17 protein-coding genes are annotated in these 20,294 nt (G+C 63.3%); 2 read left to right on the top strand and 15 right to left on the bottom strand.

The window, feature by feature from the left end:
* The 3 genes from RFM68_RS30450 to RFM68_RS30440 form a co-directional block, all read right to left on the bottom strand.
* Positions 1–404, bottom strand: a 404-nt coding sequence (locus RFM68_RS30450; RefSeq protein ID WP_320236675.1) for an MAPEG family protein, incomplete at its 3' end; no start/stop codon positions are given.
* Between the two features lie 87 nt (positions 405–491).
* Entirely contained in the window at positions 492–1,709 is a 1,218-nt protein-coding gene (locus RFM68_RS30445; RefSeq protein ID WP_320236674.1) for an SGNH/GDSL hydrolase family protein, read from the bottom strand.
* 214 nt (positions 1,710–1,923) lie between these two features.
* Positions 1,924–3,144, bottom strand: coding sequence for a lytic murein transglycosylase (locus tag RFM68_RS30440; RefSeq protein ID WP_320236673.1), 1,221 nt, complete (start codon positions 3,142–3,144; stop codon positions 1,924–1,926).
* Positions 3,145–3,367: 223 nt separating this feature from the next.
* On the opposite strand from RFM68_RS30440, the gene galU reads away from it, so the two are divergent.
* Positions 3,368–4,273 carry a UTP--glucose-1-phosphate uridylyltransferase GalU gene (gene galU / locus RFM68_RS30435; protein ID WP_320236672.1) on the top strand — a complete coding sequence of 302 codons (906 nt, stop codon included), beginning with the start codon at positions 3,368–3,370 and terminating at the stop codon, positions 4,271–4,273.
* Positions 4,274–4,395: 122 nt separating this feature from the next.
* Here the strand turns inward: galU and RFM68_RS30430 are convergent, their stop codons facing one another.
* The gene (locus tag RFM68_RS30430) at positions 4,396–6,186 is read right to left on the bottom strand and encodes an outer membrane beta-barrel protein (protein ID WP_320236671.1); all 1,791 of its coding nucleotides are present in this window, start codon (positions 6,184–6,186) and stop codon (positions 4,396–4,398) included.
* Positions 6,187–6,344: 158 nt separating this feature from the next.
* Here RFM68_RS30430 and RFM68_RS30425 point away from each other — a divergent pair, with 158 nt between their 5' ends.
* Positions 6,345–7,346 carry a KpsF/GutQ family sugar-phosphate isomerase gene (locus RFM68_RS30425; RefSeq protein WP_320236670.1) on the top strand — a complete coding sequence of 334 codons (1,002 nt, stop codon included), beginning with the start codon at positions 6,345–6,347 and terminating at the stop codon, positions 7,344–7,346.
* A 6-nt stretch (positions 7,347–7,352) separates the two neighbouring features.
* On the opposite strand, the gene RFM68_RS30420 is transcribed toward RFM68_RS30425, so the two are convergent.
* From RFM68_RS30420 to RFM68_RS30370, 11 genes are all read right to left on the bottom strand, one after another.
* On the bottom strand, positions 7,353–7,817 hold the full coding sequence (locus RFM68_RS30420; RefSeq protein WP_320236669.1) for an NfeD family protein: 465 nt from the start codon (positions 7,815–7,817) through the stop codon (positions 7,353–7,355).
* 23 nt (positions 7,818–7,840) lie between these two features.
* Positions 7,841–8,791: an SPFH domain-containing protein gene (locus RFM68_RS30415; RefSeq protein ID WP_320236668.1), complete on the bottom strand. Its 951-nt coding sequence runs from the start codon at positions 8,789–8,791 to the stop codon at positions 7,841–7,843.
* 134 nt (positions 8,792–8,925) lie between these two features.
* Positions 8,926–9,990, bottom strand: a complete 1,065-nt coding sequence (hemH, locus tag RFM68_RS30410; RefSeq protein WP_320236667.1) for a ferrochelatase — start codon at positions 9,988–9,990, stop codon at positions 8,926–8,928.
* 161 nt (positions 9,991–10,151) lie between these two features.
* Positions 10,152–12,038, bottom strand: coding sequence for a 5'-nucleotidase C-terminal domain-containing protein (locus RFM68_RS30405; protein WP_320236666.1), 1,887 nt, complete (start codon positions 12,036–12,038; stop codon positions 10,152–10,154).
* Positions 12,039–12,226: 188 nt separating this feature from the next.
* A complete protein-coding gene (gene omp10, locus RFM68_RS30400; RefSeq protein ID WP_320236665.1) occupies positions 12,227–12,601 on the bottom strand; it encodes an outer membrane lipoprotein Omp10 in 375 nt (124 codons plus the stop codon).
* Positions 12,602–12,890: 289 nt separating this feature from the next.
* Positions 12,891–14,336 (bottom strand): homospermidine synthase, encoded by a 1,446-nt coding sequence (locus RFM68_RS30395; RefSeq protein WP_320236664.1) that lies wholly within the window; start codon positions 14,334–14,336, stop codon positions 12,891–12,893.
* 131 nt (positions 14,337–14,467) lie between these two features.
* Positions 14,468–15,403, bottom strand: a complete 936-nt coding sequence (locus RFM68_RS30390) for a heme-dependent oxidative N-demethylase family protein (RefSeq protein ID WP_320236663.1) — start codon at positions 15,401–15,403, stop codon at positions 14,468–14,470.
* 39 nt (positions 15,404–15,442) lie between these two features.
* Positions 15,443–16,105 (bottom strand): aminotransferase class IV family protein, encoded by a 663-nt coding sequence (locus RFM68_RS30385; protein ID WP_320236662.1) that lies wholly within the window; start codon positions 16,103–16,105, stop codon positions 15,443–15,445.
* Complete coding sequence (locus tag RFM68_RS30380) at positions 16,054–17,199, bottom strand: aminodeoxychorismate synthase component I (RefSeq protein ID WP_320236661.1); 1,146 nt, start codon at positions 17,197–17,199, stop codon at positions 16,054–16,056. The genes RFM68_RS30385 and RFM68_RS30380 overlap by 52 nt, the downstream gene beginning before the upstream one ends.
* A 157-nt stretch (positions 17,200–17,356) precedes the next feature.
* Entirely contained in the window at positions 17,357–18,073 is a 717-nt protein-coding gene (locus RFM68_RS30375) for a helix-hairpin-helix domain-containing protein (protein ID WP_320236660.1), read from the bottom strand.
* Positions 18,074–18,427: 354 nt separating this feature from the next.
* A complete protein-coding gene (locus RFM68_RS30370) occupies positions 18,428–20,266 on the bottom strand; it encodes a M3 family oligoendopeptidase (RefSeq protein ID WP_320236659.1) in 1,839 nt (612 codons plus the stop codon).
* Between the last annotated feature and the right edge of the window lie 28 nt (positions 20,267–20,294).

The following is a 20,294-nucleotide window of genomic DNA, read 5'->3' as shown; positions in this document are numbered from 1 at the left end:
CTGATCAGCAGCTTTATCGCCCAATAGAGGCCGATGGCCATCTGGAGCGCAAACGCCGAAAATCGAGCCTTGACGGCGGTCGGACTTGTCGACGTCAAATGAATGGCCGACTGCACCAGCCGCGCGCCGAGAAACCAATATGCGAGCGGATCGGTAATCGATGCGCGCGAACTCATCATGGCCAGGGCCATGAGACCTCCGAATATAGGAAGGCCTTCGATGCAATTGGCATGGGCGCGCGCCAGCCGCTGCAAGAAGGGCGAAAGACCGGCATTGTCCGGTGCGAAGCCATTCGCGAGGACGCGGCCGCTCACCACGAGATGGGTGCGCAGGATTTCCATCCATATGAGCAATAAGAGGGTCCAAGTCACGAACCCAAGCAAGGCATAGCCCGTTGCCGACATATTCGCCCCCCGACTTTGACTTCGGCCAAAATCCAATAATGCCATTGTTCGGCTTGGCGCGAAATTGCCGCTATGCAGGATCGTCGGTCAAGGAGTTGCCGGCGTCGGGCCGGACTCGACAGCCGCGGTCGCCGGTCGCGACTTCGGCAGCCAGGAAAAATCGTCGGCGCGGCCGGGCGAGGCGGCCGGCGCCTTGCCTTCGACGATCAGTTTTTCGCCCGGCAGGTTCGGATCGGCCTTGGCTGGCTTGGTGGCGCCGAGCAGTTCGGTGCCGCCGTCGAGCGCGGGGTCGCCGAGAAGCATCGGCGCGGTGCGGTCGACGATGACGGGCGCGGCGGCCGGCTTCGGCGCCTCGACCGGAGCGCCGGCTGGCGCCGACACGGTGGTGATGCTTCCCGGCGCCGCCAGTCCAAGGATTTTAGCCAGCGGCTTTTCGGTATAGAAGGCAAGCTTGCGCTTGCCGGCCTTGGTGACGTTGATGCCGTCGTCGGAGCGCAGGCGCACCGGCTGGCCGTTGATATCGGGACCGGAGGTGACGAAAGCGCCGTTCTCGTCGACGAAGCCGTCCCAGACATCGACGAATTCGCCGCCATGCTTTTCGGCAGCCGAGTGATAGATGTCGTTGAAAGCAAGCATGTCGGAGTTCATCTTCGACACGCCGAAAGCCGGCATGCCGACCCACAGAAACGGCATCTTGGTGTCCTGCAGGGCCTTGCCGAACCCATCGGTGCGGCGCTCATATTCCTTGGTCCAGTTCTCAGAGCGCGGCTGCTCGCGCACGTCGCCGACCTTCATCTGCTGCCGGTCGTTGGAGCCCAGCATGACGATCACGGCGGCCGGCTTCTCGGTCTCGATCAGCGACTTGATCTCGGCCGGCCAGTTGTAGACGTCGTCGCGCACGAAGCCGGAAGAACCGTTGGCGCGGGCGACGATCCTGACGGCGGGATTGTCGGCAAAGGCGGTGTCCAGGCCTTCTGCAAGCCCGCTGGCCAGGAAATCGCCGACCACCAGCACGACGCGGGCGTCGTTCGTCTTCTCGACGATCGGTGTTTCCGGCTCCGCCGGCGGGCGCGGCTTGGATTTCTTCTTCGGTTTCGGCCTTGATTTCTGGATTTCGACCGGTGGCTCGATACGTTCGCTGCGGCGCGGGAACAGAAGGTCACGCAATGACCAGCCGCGGCTTTCCTCCTGCGCGAATGCAGGTGCGTGGAAGGCGCCGGCGGCGGTGACGACAAGCACGGCAAGGGCGAGAATCAGGATCGGCGCCCGGCGAATGCCCTGCCTGATACGCGCAACCGAAACCAAACACCTCTCCATCCCTTGGCGCATGACCAGGCAGACGCGGGAAGCCATGCGCAAGCCGAAGCGCTACAGCATCCTTGCTCTATTTGAAAGGATGCCTGGCGCCTTAGAGCGGTTCAGCTTTTCTCAGAATCGCCAGCCCGCTCTAAGTATCTTATTCACGCAATTCCGAACGGAAAACCGCTACGCACTTTTCCCGGAATTGCTCCAGACGGCTCTACTGCTTGCGGAGCCATTTGAGCACTTCCATGCTCGGGTAGCCATCCTGGGTCAAACCGGCCTTCGCCTGATAGGCCATGATGGCGGCTTTCGAACCATCGCCGATCTTGCCGTCGAACTTGCCCTCATAATAACCGTGCTCGGAAAGCCGTTTCTGCAGTTCCTGCCGCTCCTCGAAGCTGAGCTTGGTGAAAGGCCGCTGCCAGTCCTGCACCAGGCCAGTGCCGCCGGCGATCTCGTCGGCCAGGAGTCCGACGGCCAAAGCATATTTGTCGGCGTTGTTGTAGGCCTTGATGACCGCGAAATTCCTGATCATCAGGAAGGCCGGGCCGCCCCTGCCGTCGGGCACCTTCAGCGTCGCCCTGTCGGTCAGGTTCTTGAACGGCTTGCCGCTGGCCCTGGCAACGCCAAGCGCCTGCCACTGAGCGATCGTCTTTGCTCCGCCAGGCAGCTTGCCGGCCGGGATGGTCACTTCGTAACCCCAGGTCTTGCCGGCCTGCCAGCCATTCTTCTTGAGCAGGTTGGCGGAGGTCGCGAGCGCGTCGGGGATCGAATTCCAGATGTCGCGCCTGCCGTTACCGTCCATGTCGACGGCATAACGCTGATAGCTGGTCGGGATGAATTGCGTCTGGCCCATCGCGCCCGCCCAGGAACCCATCAGATGGCTCTCGTCGATGTCGCCGGTCTGCAGGATCTTCAACGCCGCGATCAGCTGGGCGCGCGCATATTTCGAGCGCTTCGCGTCGCCATAGGCGAGCGTGGAAAGCGAACGGATGACATTGCGCATGATGTCGTCGCGCTTGAGAATCTCGCCATAGTTCGATTCCATCGACCAGATGGCGAGAAGAATGTTGCGGTCGACGCCGAACCGCGCCTCGATCCGGTCGAGCCACGACTTCCATTTCTTCGCCATCGCCTGGCCGTCGGCCACCGATTGGTCATGCACGCGGTTGTCGAAATAGTCCCAGGCAGGCGCTGTGAATTCCGGCTGTGTGCGGGCCTTTTCCAGCACGACCGGGTCCGGCTCGATGCCTCGCAGGGCTTGGTCGTAGACAGCGCCCGAAACACCGCCCGCGACCGCCGTGCCGCGGAAGCCCGAGACCCACTGGCGAAACCCGGCATCGGCGAAAGCGGGCCCGGCCGGCATCAGCAAGGCCAGCGTGAGGCCGGCAGCCGTTGCGAGGGCCGTCAGGCGCCTGGCCGTGTTTGGAACCGACATCTTTTCCTCCTTCGTCAAATCAGGAAGGATCATTCAACGCCGAACCGGGTTAGTATTTAGTTTACCATAGGTGGCGCCGGGAACGAAAAGGGGTGTCGCGGCTTTAGCTCTCACGTTCAACTTGGCGGTTCGGTAGCCCAACATTCCGGCGTGAAAATGTCCGGGGGGATTGCGGAGCACGCCACCGAGCGGATAATTGGCCGAAACGCAAGGGTGGCGCAGCATGAAGCGAGTTCGCAAGGCAGTTTTCCCGGTCGCCGGCCTCGGCACGAGGTTTCTCCCGGCCACCAAGGCCATCCCGAAGGAAATGCTCACTGTCGTCGACCGGCCGGTCATCCAATATGTGGTCGACGAGGCACGCGACGCCGGCATCGAGCATTTCATCTTCGTGACCGGACGCAACAAGGCCGTCATCGAGGACCATTTCGACGTCCAGTTCGAGCTCTATGACACGCTTGCCCAGCGCGGCAAGGACGACCAGCTCGCCCGCCTGCAGCGGCTGCAGCCGGCGCCGGGACAGACGAGCTTCACACGTCAGCAGGTGCCGATGGGCCTCGGCCACGCGGTCTGGTGCGCCCGCGAGCTGGTCGGCGACGAGCCCTTCGCGCTGCTTTTGCCAGACATGATCATGCAGTCGGAAAAGAGCTGCATGAAGGACATGGTCGAGCTCTATGCCGAGACCGGCAACAACATCATCGCCGTGCAGGAATGCGACCCAGCCGAGGCGCATAAATACGGTATCGTCGGCCGCGGCGAGGACACCCATCACGGCTTCCGCATCACCGGCATGGTGGAGAAGCCGAAGCACGGCACCGCGCCCTCCAACCTCTTCATCAATGGCCGCTACATCCTGCAGCCGGAAATCTTCGGCATCCTGGAAAGCCAGGAACGCGGCGCCGGCAACGAGATCCAGCTGACGGACGCGATGCTGAAGCTGGAAAAGAAGCAACCCTTCTACGGCTATCACTACAAGGGGCGCACCTTCGACTGCGGCTCGCCGGAAGGGTTCGTCGAGGCCAATGTCGCCTTCGCGCTCTGGCGCAGCGACATGAATGGAAGCATGGCCGGCGTCATCCGCACGCTGCTGGATGAGGTGCAGCCGGCGGAGCGGCGGGGCGCGGCGTCTTAAAGCGCGTCGCGATGAAACGGATTCAGGCGACGCGCTTTAAGTCTTTGTTTGATGCATGTGGTAGTCGCAAAACCGAGGTCACTTTTGCGCGACATGCATTAGGCACAGCCTTCCGCCATGCGTTACCGCTGGACCTTCAGGCCGAGATAGATGCTGTTGGCGGTGTAGTCGCGACCAGGCAGGTTGCTGGTCAGCTTCTCCGTCCTCACCCTGGTGGTAACCCCGGCATAGCGGTTCAGCCACCATGTCAGCCCGGCTTCGGCGCTCAGGATCATGTCATGGCCGTCGGAGCCGGTGTAGTCACGCCAATCGAGGCCAAGCGCTGAATTCGCCGTCAGGTTGGCGCGGATCTGGCGCTCGCCGGTCACACGGCCGGAGTAGAGGATATCGCCGCTCTCGTTGGCGGTCGTGGTGGTCTCGACGGTAGTCTTTCCGGTAAGCCCGATGGTGGTGCCGCGCTCGGGTGACCATTTCAGATCGGCGTCGATGCTCGGGCCCGCCACCGCCGGAAGGCGGTTGTCGTCGATCGCTTCGCGCAGCCAGCCGACGGAAAACTCGCCGGACAGCTTCTCGCCCATATCGAGCTCGAGGCCGGCGCGGGCGCCAAGCCTGGTCGAGGACCGCTCGAAGCCGTCGGTGTCGATGCGCAAATCATAGATACGCCGCCCGGCCTCGACTTCCGTGAACGGCATCAGCGCCGGCGATATCTGATAACCAGTGCGCAAGGTCGCGGTGTAGAGCGTGGAGTCGCGATCCTTCTGCGACACGCTGGTGCCGTTGGAGAGCTCGGCATCGCCGTAGAAGTCGTGCGAGACCGCGCCGGTCAGCGCGTAACGCATCTTGCCGACACTCTTTTCGATGCCGAGGCTGCCGTCGACGGTCTGGCGCAGCGGCTGTTGTGTGACGCCGGCGATCGCATCCGGCGAGGAAGCCGATTCCGGTGCTGCCTCGTAGCCAAGCTTGGCGATGGCGCGCAACTCGTTGTCGAGATCGACGTTGAGCTGGCCTTCGATGCGGCCCTGCGCGTCGTTGATCTTCTGGCCGGAGACGGTGTTGCGGAACAGGCCATAGCCGGTGATCAAAGCGGAATTCTCGCGCCAGTCGGAGGTCGCCGTGAAACGCAGCGCCGTCTCGGACAGAACGGCCGACTTGCCGGTGCTGCTGGAATCGGCGTTGGACGTCGCGGTGAAGCCCTGCTCGAGCGTCGGCCGGAACAGAAAGGTGCCGATCTTGACGCCGGGGGCGGCGAACGGATCCTCCTCGGGCTTGACCTTCTGGCCTTCAATGGATGCGGTGCGCTCCGCGCCGGGATCGAGCTTCTGCTTGTCGACACTGTCGATGGTGAGAGCGCGCCGGTTGGCATCCGCCTCATCGGTGGCGGTGGTGTCGGTCTGGCTGCCTGTGCCGGCGGTCGCAGCGGTGGTTGTGCTGTCCGTCGCCGCGCCGTTTTTCTTCTTGGCCTTTTTCTTGTCGGCGGTCTTGGTATCGGCCTTAGTGTCCTGAGCGCGCTGCTTCGCCGTCGAAGGCCGGCGCGGTTTTGCCGGCGCCGTCGTGTCGGCCAGTGGATCGTCGGTCGCCTGCGGCTGGTCGAAGATGCTGTCCGCCGTGCCCGCCGTCTGGTCGTCATCCGGAACGGCGCCGGGACTTGCCGGCTGGTATGCCGTCGATGCGGTGTCCTGGACGGTCGCGGCTGCGGGCGAATTCTGATCCTGCGATCCCTGCGCCCTCAGCTGCCTGGCCTTGCGTTGCTGGTCGGCGAGTATGGCCGATTCGGAAACCTCGCCGCGCAGCTCGGTTTCCTGGGAAAACGCAGGCGCCGGACGCAGCATTGCAAGGCCGCTTGCCGTCAGCAGCAGTGCTGCAACGGCAATACCCTTTCGGCCTATTTTCGTTTCAGGCTGGCCCCCGGACATCGTCACCACTGCTTGCGCGGCGCGGTTGCGCCATACTTACCGAACCGTAAATGCGGATGGTTAACGGAGGGTTGAGAGAGCCGCATTGGAGTCCCGGATCGGCAGACCGCGGCAATTCTGTTGGACAGGGGCGCGGCAAAGCGCTAATCGCTTTCGCCATGCATGCGGGGTCCCCAGAAAGAAAGCAGCCGGACAGGCAGGCTGCGATCGAATCGGCGCTGAGAACGGTGGCGACGGAGCAGGCCGGTGTGGCGGCGCTGGCCGCCGCACTCGCCAACGGTACGGCCGAGCCTTTTGCAGCCGCGATCGACCTGATCTCGCGGATCGACGGCCGCGTCATCGTCACCGGCGTCGGCAAGAGCGGCCATATCGGCTCAAAAATCGCCGCCACGCTTGCCTCGACCGGCACGCCCGCCTTTTTCGTCCATCCGGCCGAGGCCAATCACGGCGATCTCGGCATGATCGCCAGGGATGACGCCATCATCGCCATGTCCTGGTCGGGCGAGAGCAAGGAATTGATGGGCATCGTCGCCTATTCCAGGCGTTTTTCCATCCCACTGATCGCCATCACCTCGGGTGAGAGCTCGGCGCTGGCGCGGGCCGCGGACGTCGTTCTGCTCCTGCCAGCCGTGCCTGAGGCCTGCCCGCATGGGTTGGCCCCGACAACATCCGCCTTGCTGCAGCTCGTCATGGGCGATGCGCTGGCGATCGCGCTGCTTGAAGCGCGCGGCTTCACGCCCGACCATTTCCGCACCTTTCACCCGGGCGGCCAGCTCGGCGCCAATCTGACCCAGCTACGCGAAATCATGCATGTCGGCGAACGGTTGCCGCTGGTGCCGTCGGGCACCGGCATGCGCGAAGCAATCCTGGAGCTGTCGCGCAAGGGCTTCGGCTGCGTGGCGATCACCGGCGCCGACGGCGCGCTGGCCGGCATCATCACCGACGGCGATATCCGCCGGCACATCGCCAGCGACCTCCTTTCCATGAGCGTCGATCAGGTCATGACGAAGAAGCCGAAGACGGCGAGCCCGGACACGCTGGTGGCGACGGCGCTGCAGACGATCAACGCCTCAGCCATCACCAGCCTGATGGTGGTTGAGAGCGGACGCCCGGTGGGGCTCGTGCATTTGCATGATCTGTTGCGCATCGGCGCAGCCTGAGAAAGATCAGACGGCCTCTACAGTCAGCTCCAGGTCGGAATCGGCGGCGCCCGTCACGCGCACTTGCGTGCCTACCGGCAGATCGGGGCCGGAGACCCGCCACAGCGTGTCACCGAGCTTGATGCGGCCGCGGCCGTTCTTGATCGGCTCGGCCAGCGTCGCCAGCTTACCGACCATCTGCGCGCCGCGGCGGTTGAGCAGCGGCTGGTCGGCATCGCCGTGACGCCCGGCCATCAGCTTCTTGCCGACGAAAGCCGAGATCAGCGACAAGACCAGGAAGACCAGCACCTGCAGCTGCCAGGTCCAGAAAGCTGCGTCCCAGATCACCAGCGACACGGCGCCGACGATAAGGGCGGCGATGCCGATCCACAGCATGAAGACGCCCGGCGCGACGATCTCCATCACCAGGAGCACGAAACCCAGAACCATCCAGTTCCAGGGGCCGAGTTCGGAAACGATACGGTCTATCATAATGCCCACCTATGCTGCAGACATCAGTTCTCGTTCGGGCGAACCACCGGCGGGCGCGCCGTCTGCCGTTGCGTGCCGGTGCTGGCGTCGTTCTTGAACACTTCCTTGGCGATCTCGCCTATGCCACCCAGCGTGCCGATGAGCGACGAGGCCTCCAGCGGCATCAGCACGATCTTGCTGTTCGTAGCCGAGCCGATCTTGGTCAGCGCCTCGGTGTATTTCTGGGCGATGAAGTAGTTGAGCGCCTGGACGTCGCCCTTGGCGATGGCTTCCGACACGACCTGCGTCGCCTTGGCCTCCGCTTCGGCCGAGCGCTCGCGCGCCTCGGCGTCGCGGAAGGCTGCTTCCCTGCGGCCCTCGGCCTCGAGGATCTGCGACTGCTTGAGGCCTTCGGCGGCCAGGATCTGGGCGCGCTTATTGCGCTCGGCTGTCATCTGGCGGCCCATCGATTCGATCAGATTGGCCGGTGGGTTGATGTCCTTGATCTCGACGCGAGTGATTTTGATGCCCCAGGGATGCGCCGCCTCGTCGACGACGCGCAGCAGGCGCTCGTTGATGGCGTCACGGTTGGACAGCAATTCGTCGAGGTCCATCGAGCCCATGACGGTACGGATGTTCGTCATGGTCAAATTGAGAATGGCGTTCTGCAGCCCGGCGACCTGATAAGCGGCCTGCGCGGCATTGAGGATCTGGTAGAAGGCGATGCCGTCGACACCGACGATGGCGTTGTCGCGGGTGATGATCTCCTGCGTCGGCACATCGAGCACCTGCTCCATCATATTCAGCTTGGCGCCGACGCGCTCGAAGATCGGGTTGATGATGTTCAGGCCGGGCGTCAGCGTCTTGGTGTACCGGCCGAAGCGTTCCACCGTATAATTATAACCTTGCGGCACCGTCTTGATGCCTTTGAAAAGAAGGATGATGACCAGGAAGACAAGAACAATGATGGCAATATCGAAACCGCTGAAGCCCATTTCGTTTCTCCCTCAAAGGCGGCGACCTCACGGAATCACTTAAGTGTGTTTCCGCAATGTTACAATCAGGTGATCGCTGATATTGGTTAGCGGAGGGTTTTGCGCACCGCTTTCAAGTCTGTCGGTGAAGCCGGTCACACCCAGCCGGAAAGCTCGCGCCGCACCAGCGCCTCGATCACCGCCATGCCCTCGTCGCTGTCGTTGAGACAGGGGATGTGGGTGAAGTTCCCGCCGCCGGCGTGATGGAAGGTTTCGGCCGCTTCACGGCCGATCTCGTCGAGCGTCTCGATACAGTCGACGGCAAAGCCGGGATTGACGATGGCGATCGATTTCACCCCATCCCTGGCCAGCTTCTCGACGGTCACGTCGGTATAGGGCTGCAGCCATTCCTGCGCGCCGAAACGCGACTGGAAGGTGGTGATGAGCTTCTTCTCGTCCCGGCCGAGCCTTGCCCGCAGCAGCCGTGTCGTTTCAAGGCAGTGCGACCGATAGGGGTCGCCTCTGTCGGAATAGGGTTTGGGGATGCCGTGGTATGAGGTGATCACCACCTCCGGCACGAAATCGAGCGTCGCAAGATGCTTCTCGATCGAGCGTGCCAGCGCCTCGATATAGACCGGTTCGTCATAGTATGGCGGCACGCTGCGGATCGCCGGAGCGCGCCGGATCTTCATCAGCACGCGGAACAATTGGTCGTTGGCCGTCGCCGTCGTCGTCGCCGAATATTGCGGATAGAGCGGAAAGGCGAGGATGCGCTCGCAGCCCTGCTCGACCAATTTTTGAGCGACGCTTGCTGTCGAGGGATTGCCGTAGCGCATTGCCCAATCGGCCACCACATCGGGCAGGTCGGTGAGCGTTGCGGCCAGCTTCTCGGCCTGCGCGCGGGTGAAAGTGCGCAGCGGCGATTCGTTCTTCTCCCGGTTCCAGATCCTGGCATAATTGGCGCCGGACTTTTTCGGGCGGGTGGTCAGCACCAGTCCGTAGAGTATCGGATACCAGATCGCCTTGTTGAGTTCGATGACACGTGGGTCGGACAGGAATTCCCTGAGGTACCGCCACATCGGCTTGAAGTCCGTGCCGTCGGGTGTGCCGAGATTGACCAGCATGATGCCGATCTTGCCCGGCCTGACCGGCGCGGCGTCGGCGGATAGCGGACCGACACCCTTGGCGGCTTTGGTATCGGCGGGGCTGGCAAGCGTCATAAACAGTCTCCGGTAGCGCCGCGCACTTTTAGGCGACATGCAATAGCGATGCCCTGCCGGTTTTCAATGCCGCGTCTGGCCGCACCTTATCGCGTTACGGTTTGAGAAAGGAACACCCGCCAGGTTGCCCCGGGCGGGTGCCATGAATGCCGGATGGGCGATTACTTCGCGGCCGGCGGAATGGTCAGCGTCGCGCCGAGCGGCAGGCGATGCGGCTTATAATCCTTGTTGGCTTCGAAGATGAGCTTCCACTTGGTGGCATCGCCATAGGCCTTCTTGGCCAGGTCCCAATAGGTATCGCCGGCGGCAACCGTATGGCTGGTCTCGGCGGGCTTCGCTTCCGTAGGTGTTGCTGGCGCCGGTTCGGCGGCCGGAGCAGGGGTTGGCGTTGCCGGAGCGGTTTCTGCCGGCTTTGCCGGTTCTGCTGCTGCCGTCGTCGCGGCAATCTCGGTGATGCGGCCATCGATCTTCGGCGTGTAGGGTCGATGCGCTCCGAGATAGTCGGCCACCACTTGCTCCAGGCCGGGGCCGTAGTCATAGGCGTCCGTGGCCTTGTCGGCGAAGACCTTGTAGCCGTCGCCGCCCTGGCGGACATAGTTGTTGGTGGCGACGAGGTATTGCTTGTCCGGGTTGATCGGCGCCCAGGCGCCGCTTTCCATCACCTCGACCGATTTGACACGGCCGGCATTGGGCGCGACCGACTTGTCGAAGGAATATTTGAGGCCGGCAACCTGCGGGAAGCGGCCGGCGCCGTCCTCGATCTGGCTGAGGCCGCTTTCGAGGCCCGCGACCAGGTCCTTGCCCGAGATCTTGAAGGTCGCCAGCGTGTTCTGGAACGGCAGCACGGTCAGCACCTCGCCCATGGTCACCGTGCCCTGGTCGATCGAAGCGCGCAGGCCGCCGCCGTTCGAGATGACGATCTCGACGCCCTGGCCCTTCACGCGGTCGAGGATGGCGTCGGAGACGAGATTGCCCATCTCGCATTCGCGGGCACGGCAGCTCTCGCGGCTGCCGTCGATCGGCTTGGTGGTCTCGGCCACCTCCTTGTTCTTCAACGCCTCGATCGGCGCGCCGAGTTCCTTGATGCGGGCGAGCACGGCGGGATCGGGCGTGATCGACTTGTCGAGATAGATTGGGGCGCCGCCGGCTTGCTTGACGACGCCGTTGTCGTCGAACACGACCTTGAACTCGCCGAGATATTTCGAGTAGGACGCGGCCTGCACCACCGGCACCTTGGAGCCGTCGGGATTGTCGACCATCGTCGGATACGGTCCCTCGGCTTTCGGATCGGTGTTCGACAGAAGCGTGTGGCTGTGGCCGCCTACCACCACGTCGATGCCCGGGATCTTGGCGATGACGTCGCGCTCGCGCCTGTAGCCGATATGAGTGACGGCGATGATTTTGTTGATGCCTTGCGCCTTGAGTTTTTCGACCTCCGCCGTGATCGACTTGACGTCGTCCGCGATGGCGATGTTCGGGCCGGGCGAGGCCAGTTCCGGCGTGTCGTTGGTGACGGCGCCGATGATGCCGATCTTCTGGCCGCCGACCTCGACGACGATCGACGGCTTGATCTTGCCCGCCGCACCGGACTTGTCGGTGGGTATGACATTGGCGCTGACGATCGGGAATTTCGCCTTGTCGAGGAAAGGCACCAGCGCGGTCTCGCCGTCGTCGAATTCGTGGTTGCCGAGCGTTACCACATCGGGCTTGATCTGGTTGAGGAATTCCTCTTCCACGGTACCCTTGTAGGTGGTGTAGAACAGCGATCCCTGGAAGCTGTCGCCCGCATTGAGCAGCAGCACGTTCTGCCCTTCGAGCTTCTTGCGTTCCTGGGCGATCGCGGTGATCAACCGGCCGGCGCCGCCGATGCATTCGCCCTTGGTCTCCTCGTCGGCGGAGCAGGTCGACTCGTATTTGTTGTTGCCTTCGATGCGGCTGTGCCAATCGTTGAAATGCAGGATATTCAGCGTGTAGTCGGCACAAGATACGCCCGCCGACAGGCCAAGCGTCGAGGCGGACAGGGCTAGGATGGCGGCAATCTTCTTCATCTTCGTCTCCCGGATGAGCTGACTTCGAAAGTGCTTAATGCCCTCGCTTGACTGGAAAATACAGTCAGCCTCGGGTCATGTTCACATCGGGTTCCGGCCGATGCAAGCACAAATCAGGAAGATGTTTGCCGGCATAAAAAGGAACGGCGGCGCAAGCCACCGTCCTATCAGTTGAAGATTTGCGGGCCTTAGGCCCGGCGCGTCAGCACGAAATTCTGGCCGCTGGCGCTGGTGCAGTTGAGCTGGCTGGTGGAGATCATCAGGCAGTTGAAGCTGACCGGCGTCTGGCGGATCAGCGAGGTGCCGTGGATCTCGACCGAGGTCGCCCCCGTCATGGTGTAGCTGCCTTCCGACAACTTCTGGCCGGTGTCGGTGGCGACGGTGGTGAAGCTGCCCCCCGTGAAAGTTGACAGGCCGGTGCCCTTGGCGTCGATCCAATTGCCCTCGACACCCTTGGGTGCCGCCATCGATGGCTGGTTGGAAGGGCCGGTGGTGGTGCAGGCGGCCGCAGCCAGAAGGCTTGCCGCGGCGCCTGTCGAAAGCAGTTTGCGCGCAATGGTCATTTGAAAATCCTCTCCTCTCGCATCGGCCCGAAAATCGGCTTCCGATTTTCGGAAAGCACGATGCGTTCATTCAAAGTGCTAGAGCGTACTTTGTGCGTCCTGATGGACGCACGTCGCTCTAGGCCGCACCATCTCAATCGCCCGATTTCCGGGCGATTGCAAGGCGGTGAGGGAGCGCGTCGCACCGTTTCACGGAAACGGCGAACCGCTCTATCTCCTTGTTTTTACGCAATTCCGGACGGAAAACCGTTTCACACTTTTCCTGGAATTGCTCTGGTAGGTCCCGCCGCTATCGCACCAGAATGTTGCGGAACTGCCACGGGTCGTCCTTGTTCAGGTCCTCCGGGAAGAGGCCAGGACGGTTATCCAGCGGCGTCCAGTCGGTGTAGTAGCCCCTGACCGGCCCGAGATAAGGCATTTGCACCTCGAGGCAACGGCGGTAGTCCATCTCGTCGGTTTCGACGATGCCGGCCGTCGGGTTCTCCAGCGCCCAGACCATGCCGGCGAGCACGGCCGAGGTGACCTGCAGGCCGGTGGCGTTCTGGTAGGGGGCGAGCTTGCGCGCCTCGGCCAGCGACAGCTGCGAGCCGTACCAATAGGCGTTCTTGTCGTGGCCGTAGAGCAGCACGCCAAGTTCATCGACGCCGTCGACCAACTCGTTCTCGTCGAGCACGTGGTGGACCGGCTGCGGCTTGCCGGCGGCGCCGAACATCTCGTCCAGCGACAGCAAGGCGTCGTTGCAGGGATGGTAGGCGTAGTGGCAGGTCGGGCGGTATTGAAGCTTGCCCTTCTTCGAGCGCACGGTGAAGAAATCGGCGATCGAGATCGCCTCGTTATGCGTCACCAGCAGGCCGTATTGCGCGCCCGGCGTCGGGCACCAGCTGCGCACGCGCGTGTTCGCGCCGGGCTGCTCCAGATAGATCGCCGCCTTGGAGCCGTGCTTGTGCTTCTTGCCGTTCTTCGGCATCCAGTTTTCATGCGTGCCCCAGCCGAGCTCGGCCGGCTGCAACCCTTCCGAGATGAAGCCCTCGACCGACCAGGTGTTCCAGAACACGTCCATCGGCTTCGGCTTCTTGGTGCGCTGGGTGTCGCGCTCGGCGATATGGATGCCCTTGACGCCGGCCTTCTTCATCAGCTTGGCCCAGGCCTCGCGATCTTCCTGCGCGGGCTCGGAAAACTCGAGACCAAGATCGGTGGCGAGGTTGACCAGTGCCTTTTTGACGAACCACGAGACCATGCCGGGATTGGCGCCGCATGTGGAGACCGCCGTCGCGCCGCCCGGCTTGTCGTGCTTTTCCTTGATCATCGCCTCGCGCAGCGCGTAGTTGGTGCGGCTGGCATTGTCGGCCTCGGTATCGAAATAGAAGCCGAGCCACGGCTCGACGACGGTGTCGATGTAGAGTACGCCGAGTTTGCGGCACAGTTTCATCAGGTCCACCGAACCGGTGTCGACCGACAGGTTGACGCAAAAGCCCTGGCCGCCGCCGTTGGTCAGAAGCGGCGTGAGCAGCTTCTTGTAATTCTTCTCGGTCACCGCGTCCTGCATGAAGGTGATGCCGCGCTCGTCGAGCAGCTTGCGGTCGGTGTCGCGCGGGTCGATGACCGTCATGCGCGACTTGTCGAACTTGAAATGGCGCTCGATCAGCGGCAGCGTTCCCCGCCCGATCGAGCCGAAGCCGATCATCACGACAGGACCGGTGATTTCACCGTAAACGGGCCAGTTTTCATTCGCCATTTTCTCGCACACTCCTTCAAACACGCGCAAAACCGGGCATTTTTCGCCCGAAGGCCAAGCGCTACACCACAGATCATTGTCATAAACCAGCGAAAAGCGCCAACCGCGGTCAAGCCGGTTTGGTGGCGTGGTTAAGCCGATCCGGCCATCCCATCGAGGAATGCAACCAGCCGGTCGCGGTCGGCAGTCAGGCCTTTGTAGTCGAGCTGCTTCTGGTCGAGCGCGTTGAGTTGCTCGGCGAAGGAAACCGCCAGCGTTGCCTTGTCCGGGTGGCCAGCCAGCACCTTGAGCGGATCGAGGTGGATACGAATGGTGAAGAGAATGTCGCGCGAGGCGGGAAGCTTGCGCAGCGTCTGGCGTTCGACGCGGATGAAGGCATGGGCGTCGACATCGCCGTCGGGGAAGCGGCTCGGGCGGTTCGTCGCGCGGTCGATGCGCTCGATGTTGGAGAGCGGATGATAGAGCGTATCGTCAGCCTGGATCGACCAGTTGAAGCGCTCGACCGCCTGGCCCTGCAGGCCGTCGAACATGCGATTGATGAGATCGGCTGGCCGCGTGCCGGGTCCGAAGCCGGGCACGGGTTCGTGGATCTCCTGCAGCGGCTTGCCGAATTTCTCCTGAAGCGACCAGGATGAAGGGAAACACTGCGAGCCGGCGGCGAGCCGCCAGCCGCGCTCGTCGCGACGCATCAGGATCAGGTCTTCCTGGACGAGCAGCGAAGCCTCTGCCAGCGGCGCCTGGCGCAGGGCAAGAGGCAGCCTGTCGATGGCGCCCTCGAAACCGACCGGCTCGATATCCGCTCCGCCGCGGCGGTGCGTGCCGGGATGCGCGGCTTCGAGATGCGCGACGAGCAGGTCCAGGACTTCACGTTGGGCGTCGCGGGTTCCGTCTTCCTCGACAAAGACCTTTTGCGGGATCTCCGCGTAAAGCCGTTGCTTTTCGGCCAAATGCGGCAGCAGGAATTCGTCGACCTCGATCCAGCGATCGAATTCGAGCGGCTTCAGCCCGATGGTGAAGAGTTTCGAAGATCCGTCATAGGGTGTGTGGGTCGGCTGACGAGCGGTCATGTCTGCTTGCATTCTATCCAGTTGATCTCTCCAGCCCGATCACCCAAGCCGCGCCGGGATCAGCCCGCGCAGCGAGTTGCCGACGAAGATCGCTTTCGCCGCCTTCAGATCGTCGAAGCTGTAGATCGCTTCCACGGCGCGGCCTTCGTCCAGAAGCTCGGCGCGCAATATTCCAGGCAGCAGGCCGCAGTCCAGGCGGGGCGTGGCGAGCAGGCCGTCGCCGAAGTCGGCGAAGACATTGGTGATCGTGCCCTCGCAGAGCTCGCCGCGCTCGTTGGCTAAAAGCACTTCGTCGGCGCGGGTGGCGAGATATTCCGCGCGTGCCTGCGTGTAGACTTGGCGCCGGCTTGTCTTGTGGCGCAGCAGTGTGTCGCCGGAATCGAGACGGATCCGCGCCAGCTGAAGCCGCCAGACTTTGTCCGCCGGCAGCGGTTCGTAGGCTTGAGCGGCTGCCGTCGCTTCGCCTTTGCGCTGCAAAGCAAGGCGCACGCGCAAAGCAGTCCCGTGTCCGCTTACGGCGTTCGAAAGCACTTCGCCGATCCGCGCGGGATCACAGGCGAAGCCGAGTTCGGCGGCGGACGCATAAAGCCTCGCCAGGTGGCGCTCGAAGCGCAGGAAGCCTGAGCCCGGCTCCCAGCGCATGGTTTCGATCAGCTCGAAGCCGGCACCGTTCCCGTCGCGAAGCGGGCTTTGAGCAGACACTCTTTGTACTCCTCCTCGGCGGTCGAATCGAAGACGACGCCGCCGCCGACATTGTAGACGGCCTCGCCGTCGGCAAAGAGCGAGATGGTGCGGATCGCCACCGAAAAACGCATCCTGCCGCCAGGCGCGATCCAGCCGATGGCGCCGCAATAGACGTCACGCGGCGCGTCTTCCAGCTCATGCAGGATTTCCATGGCGCGGATTTTCGGCGCACCGGTGATCGAGCCGCAGGGGAACAGCGCGGCGAAAATCTGGCGGATGCCGATGTCAGGCAACAGCTTCGCCCTCACGCGGCTCACCATCTGGTGCACCGTCGGATAGGTCTCGATGCGAAACAGTTCCGGCACGTCCAGCGTGCCGACTTCGCTGATCAGCGAGATATCGTTGCGCAACAAGTCGACTATCATCCGGTTCTCGGCCTGGTTCTTCTCGTCGTTGCGCAGGAAGGCTTTCAGCCGCGCGTCTTCGGCCTTGGTCGCGCCGCGCGGCGCGGTGCCCTTCATCGGGTGCGTCTCGATCATGCCGTCGGCATCGATCTCGAAGAACAGTTCGGGCGAGCGCGACAAGACGATCGGATCGCCGAGCGAAACCAGCGCGCCATATTTCACCGGCTGGCGCTCGGTCAACGCGTCGAAGGCGGCGAGCGGGTCGCCGGACCATTGCGCATGGACCGGGAAGGTGAGGTTGCCCTGGTAGCAATCGCCCTTGCGGATATGGTTGTGAAGACGCGCGAAGCGGCCGGCATAATCCTCGGCGGACCATGTTGCCCTGGCATCGAAGATCGGTCCGTTGCTCGCGGACTCCGGCGTTTGCGGCACCGCGTGTTCGACCGGCGCATCGAAGACGCCGAGGCAGATCAACGGCGCTCGGCGGCCTTCGGGCAGCAGCGGCATCAGCTTCGGCTCGAGCAGGTAACCGGCTTCATAGGAGAAATAGCCGGCCAGCCATTTGCCGGAGTCCGAGGCGGCCTGCGCTCTCTCAAGCGCGGACGTGAACTCGTGCGCGTCATGCGCGACGATGATCTCGTGCGGCTGGTCAAAGATCATCTGGCGAGCGGTCGCGTCGTTGCGGAAAATGGCTGCGGGCAGGGACATGAGCCTCGGATGCGGACAAAAGCGCCGTCGACCGCTCTATATGGAGGCTCGGCAAGGCGCAATCGAGGGAGCGGCGTCGGGCGGCGCAAAGCTGGTTGGCCCATAACGAAGACGGCGCCCGTGAGGACGCCGCCTTTGTGCCAACCTGGCCGATTATTCAGGTGTTGCTTGCGGTTCCCGCGGTCGGGAAGCGGCGGGCGAATTCCGCCTCGTCGCCCGCAGCCAGCAATTTCGCCTGCTCGATCCACTTTTCGCGCGCGATGCGGCCGTCGAAATTGAGCACCTCCTCAATGCGTTTGACGTCGGCGGTGGTCCATGCGCCGATCTGGGCGTAGCTGGTGACACCCTGGCCTTTGAGCAGCCTCTCATTGACCGGGCCGATGCCGATCAGGCGGCGCAGATTGTCGGCCTTGCCGGTCGCGGCCTGCGGTGCTGCGGCTTTCTTTGCCGCTGACACTGGCGCCTTCTTGGGCGCGGCGGCTTTGGCCGTCGGCTTCGGCGCCGCCGCGATCTTCGTTGCGGCCGGCTTCTTTGCAGGCGTCGACTTCGCGGGCGCAGCCTTTGCGGCTGCCGATGTCGCGGCCGCCGGCGTCGACATCAGCGCCGCAGGCGCCGGCCTGGCGGCCTTGTCGGCGCCAGCCTTGGCGGCCGGCGCGTCACGCAGCCGGCTTTCGAGGTCGGCGCGGGCGCGGCCGCAGGCATCGAGCTCGCCTTTCAACCGATCGCTATCGGCGCGCAGCCTGTCGCGCTCGCTTCGCGTGCGATCGAGGTCGCCACGCAGACTGTCGAGCTCGCCGCGCAGGCGGCCCCAGATGAACCAGCCAACCAGGATACCTACAACGAACGCCAGGAGCATGTAGAAGAAAGTGCTCATTTCTCTCTCCAGTCCGATCTGTCGGCCGAGGCCCGGAAAGACGAGCTTGCCGCGAGGATCATCAAAGGTTCTGTGGTCGGCGGAACCGCCGGCTTCAACCGAGCCATCGGCGTTCGGCCTTGTCCGGGCCGACGGCCATCATCGCATTCGCCGCAGCGCCGCGTCCGGCCATCTCTGGCCTGCGCTATGCGTCCGGCTGAGCTTGAGGCCGGACGCTATCATATGGCTTGTCGAAAGCCAGTTGAAAATGCATCGGAGAGTTATTGAAGAACAGCTATTTAGAGCAAGAATAGATCGTTGCTAATATGCATCCAGACTAAACTATTGAGGCCGATGCGCGCTCCGTAGTTGCTGTCATTTGTCGAGCGCTTCCAATTCGTCGATCAGCGAACCGATCACGCCAAGGCCGATCTGCCAGAAAGCGGGATCGGTGGCGTCGAGGCCGAACGGCGCCAGGAGTTCGGAGTGATGTTTCGTGCCGCCGGCGCGCAGCATCTCGAAATACTTCTCCTGAAACCCGCGCTCGGCATTCTGGTAGACGGCGTAGAGCGAGTTCACCAGGCAATCGCCGAAGGCATAGGCATAGACGTAGAAGGGCGAGTGGATGAAGTGCGGGATATAGGTCCAGAAGACCTCATAACCCTCGCGTAGCTTGATCGCCGGCCCGAGGCTCTCGGCCTGCACCTCCAGCCAGAATTCGCCGAGCCTGTCCGAGGTCAACTCGCCATTCTTGCGCTCGGCATGCACCTTGCGCTCGAACTCGTAGAAGGCGATCTGGCGCACGACCGTGTTGATCATGTCCTCGACCTTCTGAGCGAGCATGGCCTTGCGCTCGCGTTTGTCGCTGGTCTGCTCGAGCAGCGAGCGGAAGGTCAGCATCTCGCCGAAGACGGAGGCCGTCTCGGCCAGCGTCAGCGGTGTCGAGGCCATCAACGCGCCCTGGCCGGCGGCCAGCACCTGGTGCACGCCATGGCCGAGCTCATGCGCCAGCGTCATCACATCGCGCGGCTTGCCCATGTAGTTGAGCAGCACGTAAGGATGCGCCGACGGCACCGTCGGATGGGCGAAGGCGCCGGGCGACTTGCCCGGCCGCACCGGCGCATCGATCCATCTGCGATCGAAAAAGCCGCGCGCGATTTCGGCCATGTCCGGCGAGAAGCGTTGATAAGCGGAGAGCACCGTGTCCCTGGCGTCGTCCCAGCGGATCACAGCCTGCGGCGTCTCCGGCAGCGGCGCGTTGCGGTCCCAGTGGTTCATCACCTCCATGCCGAGCCAGCGCGCCTTCATCGCGTAATAGCGATGCGAAAGCCGCGGATAGGCCTCGCGCACGGCCGCCGCCAGCGCGTCGACCACATCGCGCTCGACGCGATTGGCGAGGTGACGCGAGTCGGCAATATCCTGGAAGCCGCGCCAGCGGTCGGAGATTTCCTTGTCCTTGGCTAAAGTGTTGGTGATAAGCGTGAAGGTGCGCAGGTTCTTGCGGAAGGTCCCGGCTAGCGCCTCGGAGGCACGGCGGCGCACCTCGCTATTGGCGTCCTGCAGGCGGTTGAGCGCCGGCTCCAGCGTCAGGTCCTCGCCGTCGACGTCGAAGCGCAAGTCGGTCATCGTCTCGTCGAACAGACGGTTCCAGGCACCGCGCCCGGTGACCGATTTTTCGTGAAACAACTGCTCGACGCGGTCTTCGAGCTGGTAGGGTTTGTCTTTCCTGAGATCGAGCACCCAGGGTCGGTAGTGGCCGAAGGCCTTGTCGGCGGCTAAAGCGCTTTCGATCGCCGCATCGTCGATCAGGTTGAGCTCGAGCGCGAAGAACAGGAGATGCGCGCTGGCATCCGTCATCTTTTCCTGGACGTCGCCATAGAGCTTGGCGCGCTGCGGATCGGCGGTGTTGCCGGCATAGACGAGGCCTGCGTAGGAGACGATGCGGCCGATCAGTTCCTCAAGCGCCTCGTAGGCCTTCAGCGCCTCGCCCAGCCGGCCGGCGCTGCCGCGGCCGGCTTCCGCGGCCAGTGTACCCTTCCAGCGGGTTTCGAAGGCGATGGCGTCGCTCGCCGCCTTGGCGATGTCGCGCTTCAACTCGGGCGCTTCCATGCCGGAATAGAGATCGGCGAGATTCCACTCCGGCAGATCGCCAAGCCCTGCCGCGCCTTGTCCGGACGCTGTCGCTGCAAGCCGCTGACCAAACTCCATGCGCATCGGCAATACCTTATTTATTTGAACCAGG

The sequence above is a fragment of the Mesorhizobium montanum genome, assembly GCF_033977145.1.
Classification (GTDB): Bacteria; Pseudomonadota; Alphaproteobacteria; order Rhizobiales; family Rhizobiaceae; genus Mesorhizobium; species Mesorhizobium montanum.
The sequence above is the reverse complement of the archived record's forward strand: the minus strand, read 5'-3'. Positions and strand labels throughout refer to the sequence as shown.

Coding starts and splice junctions, on each gene's coding strand:
- RFM68_RS30440 (WP_320236673.1), bottom strand. CDS start 3,144: ATGTCGGTTCCAAACACGGCCAGGCGCCTGACGGCCCTCGCAACGGCT.
- galU (WP_320236672.1), top strand. CDS start 3,368: ATGAAGCGAGTTCGCAAGGCAGTTTTCCCGGTCGCCGGCCTCGGCACG.
- RFM68_RS30430 (WP_320236671.1), bottom strand. CDS start 6,186: ATGTCCGGGGGCCAGCCTGAAACGAAAATAGGCCGAAAGGGTATTGCC.
- RFM68_RS30425 (WP_320236670.1), top strand. CDS start 6,345: ATGCATGCGGGGTCCCCAGAAAGAAAGCAGCCGGACAGGCAGGCTGCG.
- RFM68_RS30420 (WP_320236669.1), bottom strand. CDS start 7,817: ATGATAGACCGTATCGTTTCCGAACTCGGCCCCTGGAACTGGATGGTT.
- RFM68_RS30415 (WP_320236668.1), bottom strand. CDS start 8,791: ATGGGCTTCAGCGGTTTCGATATTGCCATCATTGTTCTTGTCTTCCTG.
- hemH (WP_320236667.1), bottom strand. CDS start 9,990: ATGACGCTTGCCAGCCCCGCCGATACCAAAGCCGCCAAGGGTGTCGGT.
- RFM68_RS30405 (WP_320236666.1), bottom strand. CDS start 12,038: ATGAAGAAGATTGCCGCCATCCTAGCCCTGTCCGCCTCGACGCTTGGC.
- omp10 (WP_320236665.1), bottom strand. CDS start 12,601: ATGACCATTGCGCGCAAACTGCTTTCGACAGGCGCCGCGGCAAGCCTT.
- RFM68_RS30395 (WP_320236664.1), bottom strand. CDS start 14,336: ATGGCGAATGAAAACTGGCCCGTTTACGGTGAAATCACCGGTCCTGTC.
- RFM68_RS30390 (WP_320236663.1), bottom strand. CDS start 15,403: ATGACCGCTCGTCAGCCGACCCACACACCCTATGACGGATCTTCGAAA.
- RFM68_RS30380 (WP_320236661.1), bottom strand. CDS start 17,199: ATGTCCCTGCCCGCAGCCATTTTCCGCAACGACGCGACCGCTCGCCAG.
- RFM68_RS30375 (WP_320236660.1), bottom strand. CDS start 18,073: ATGAGCACTTTCTTCTACATGCTCCTGGCGTTCGTTGTAGGTATCCTG.
- RFM68_RS30370 (WP_320236659.1), bottom strand. CDS start 20,266: ATGCGCATGGAGTTTGGTCAGCGGCTTGCAGCGACAGCGTCCGGACAA.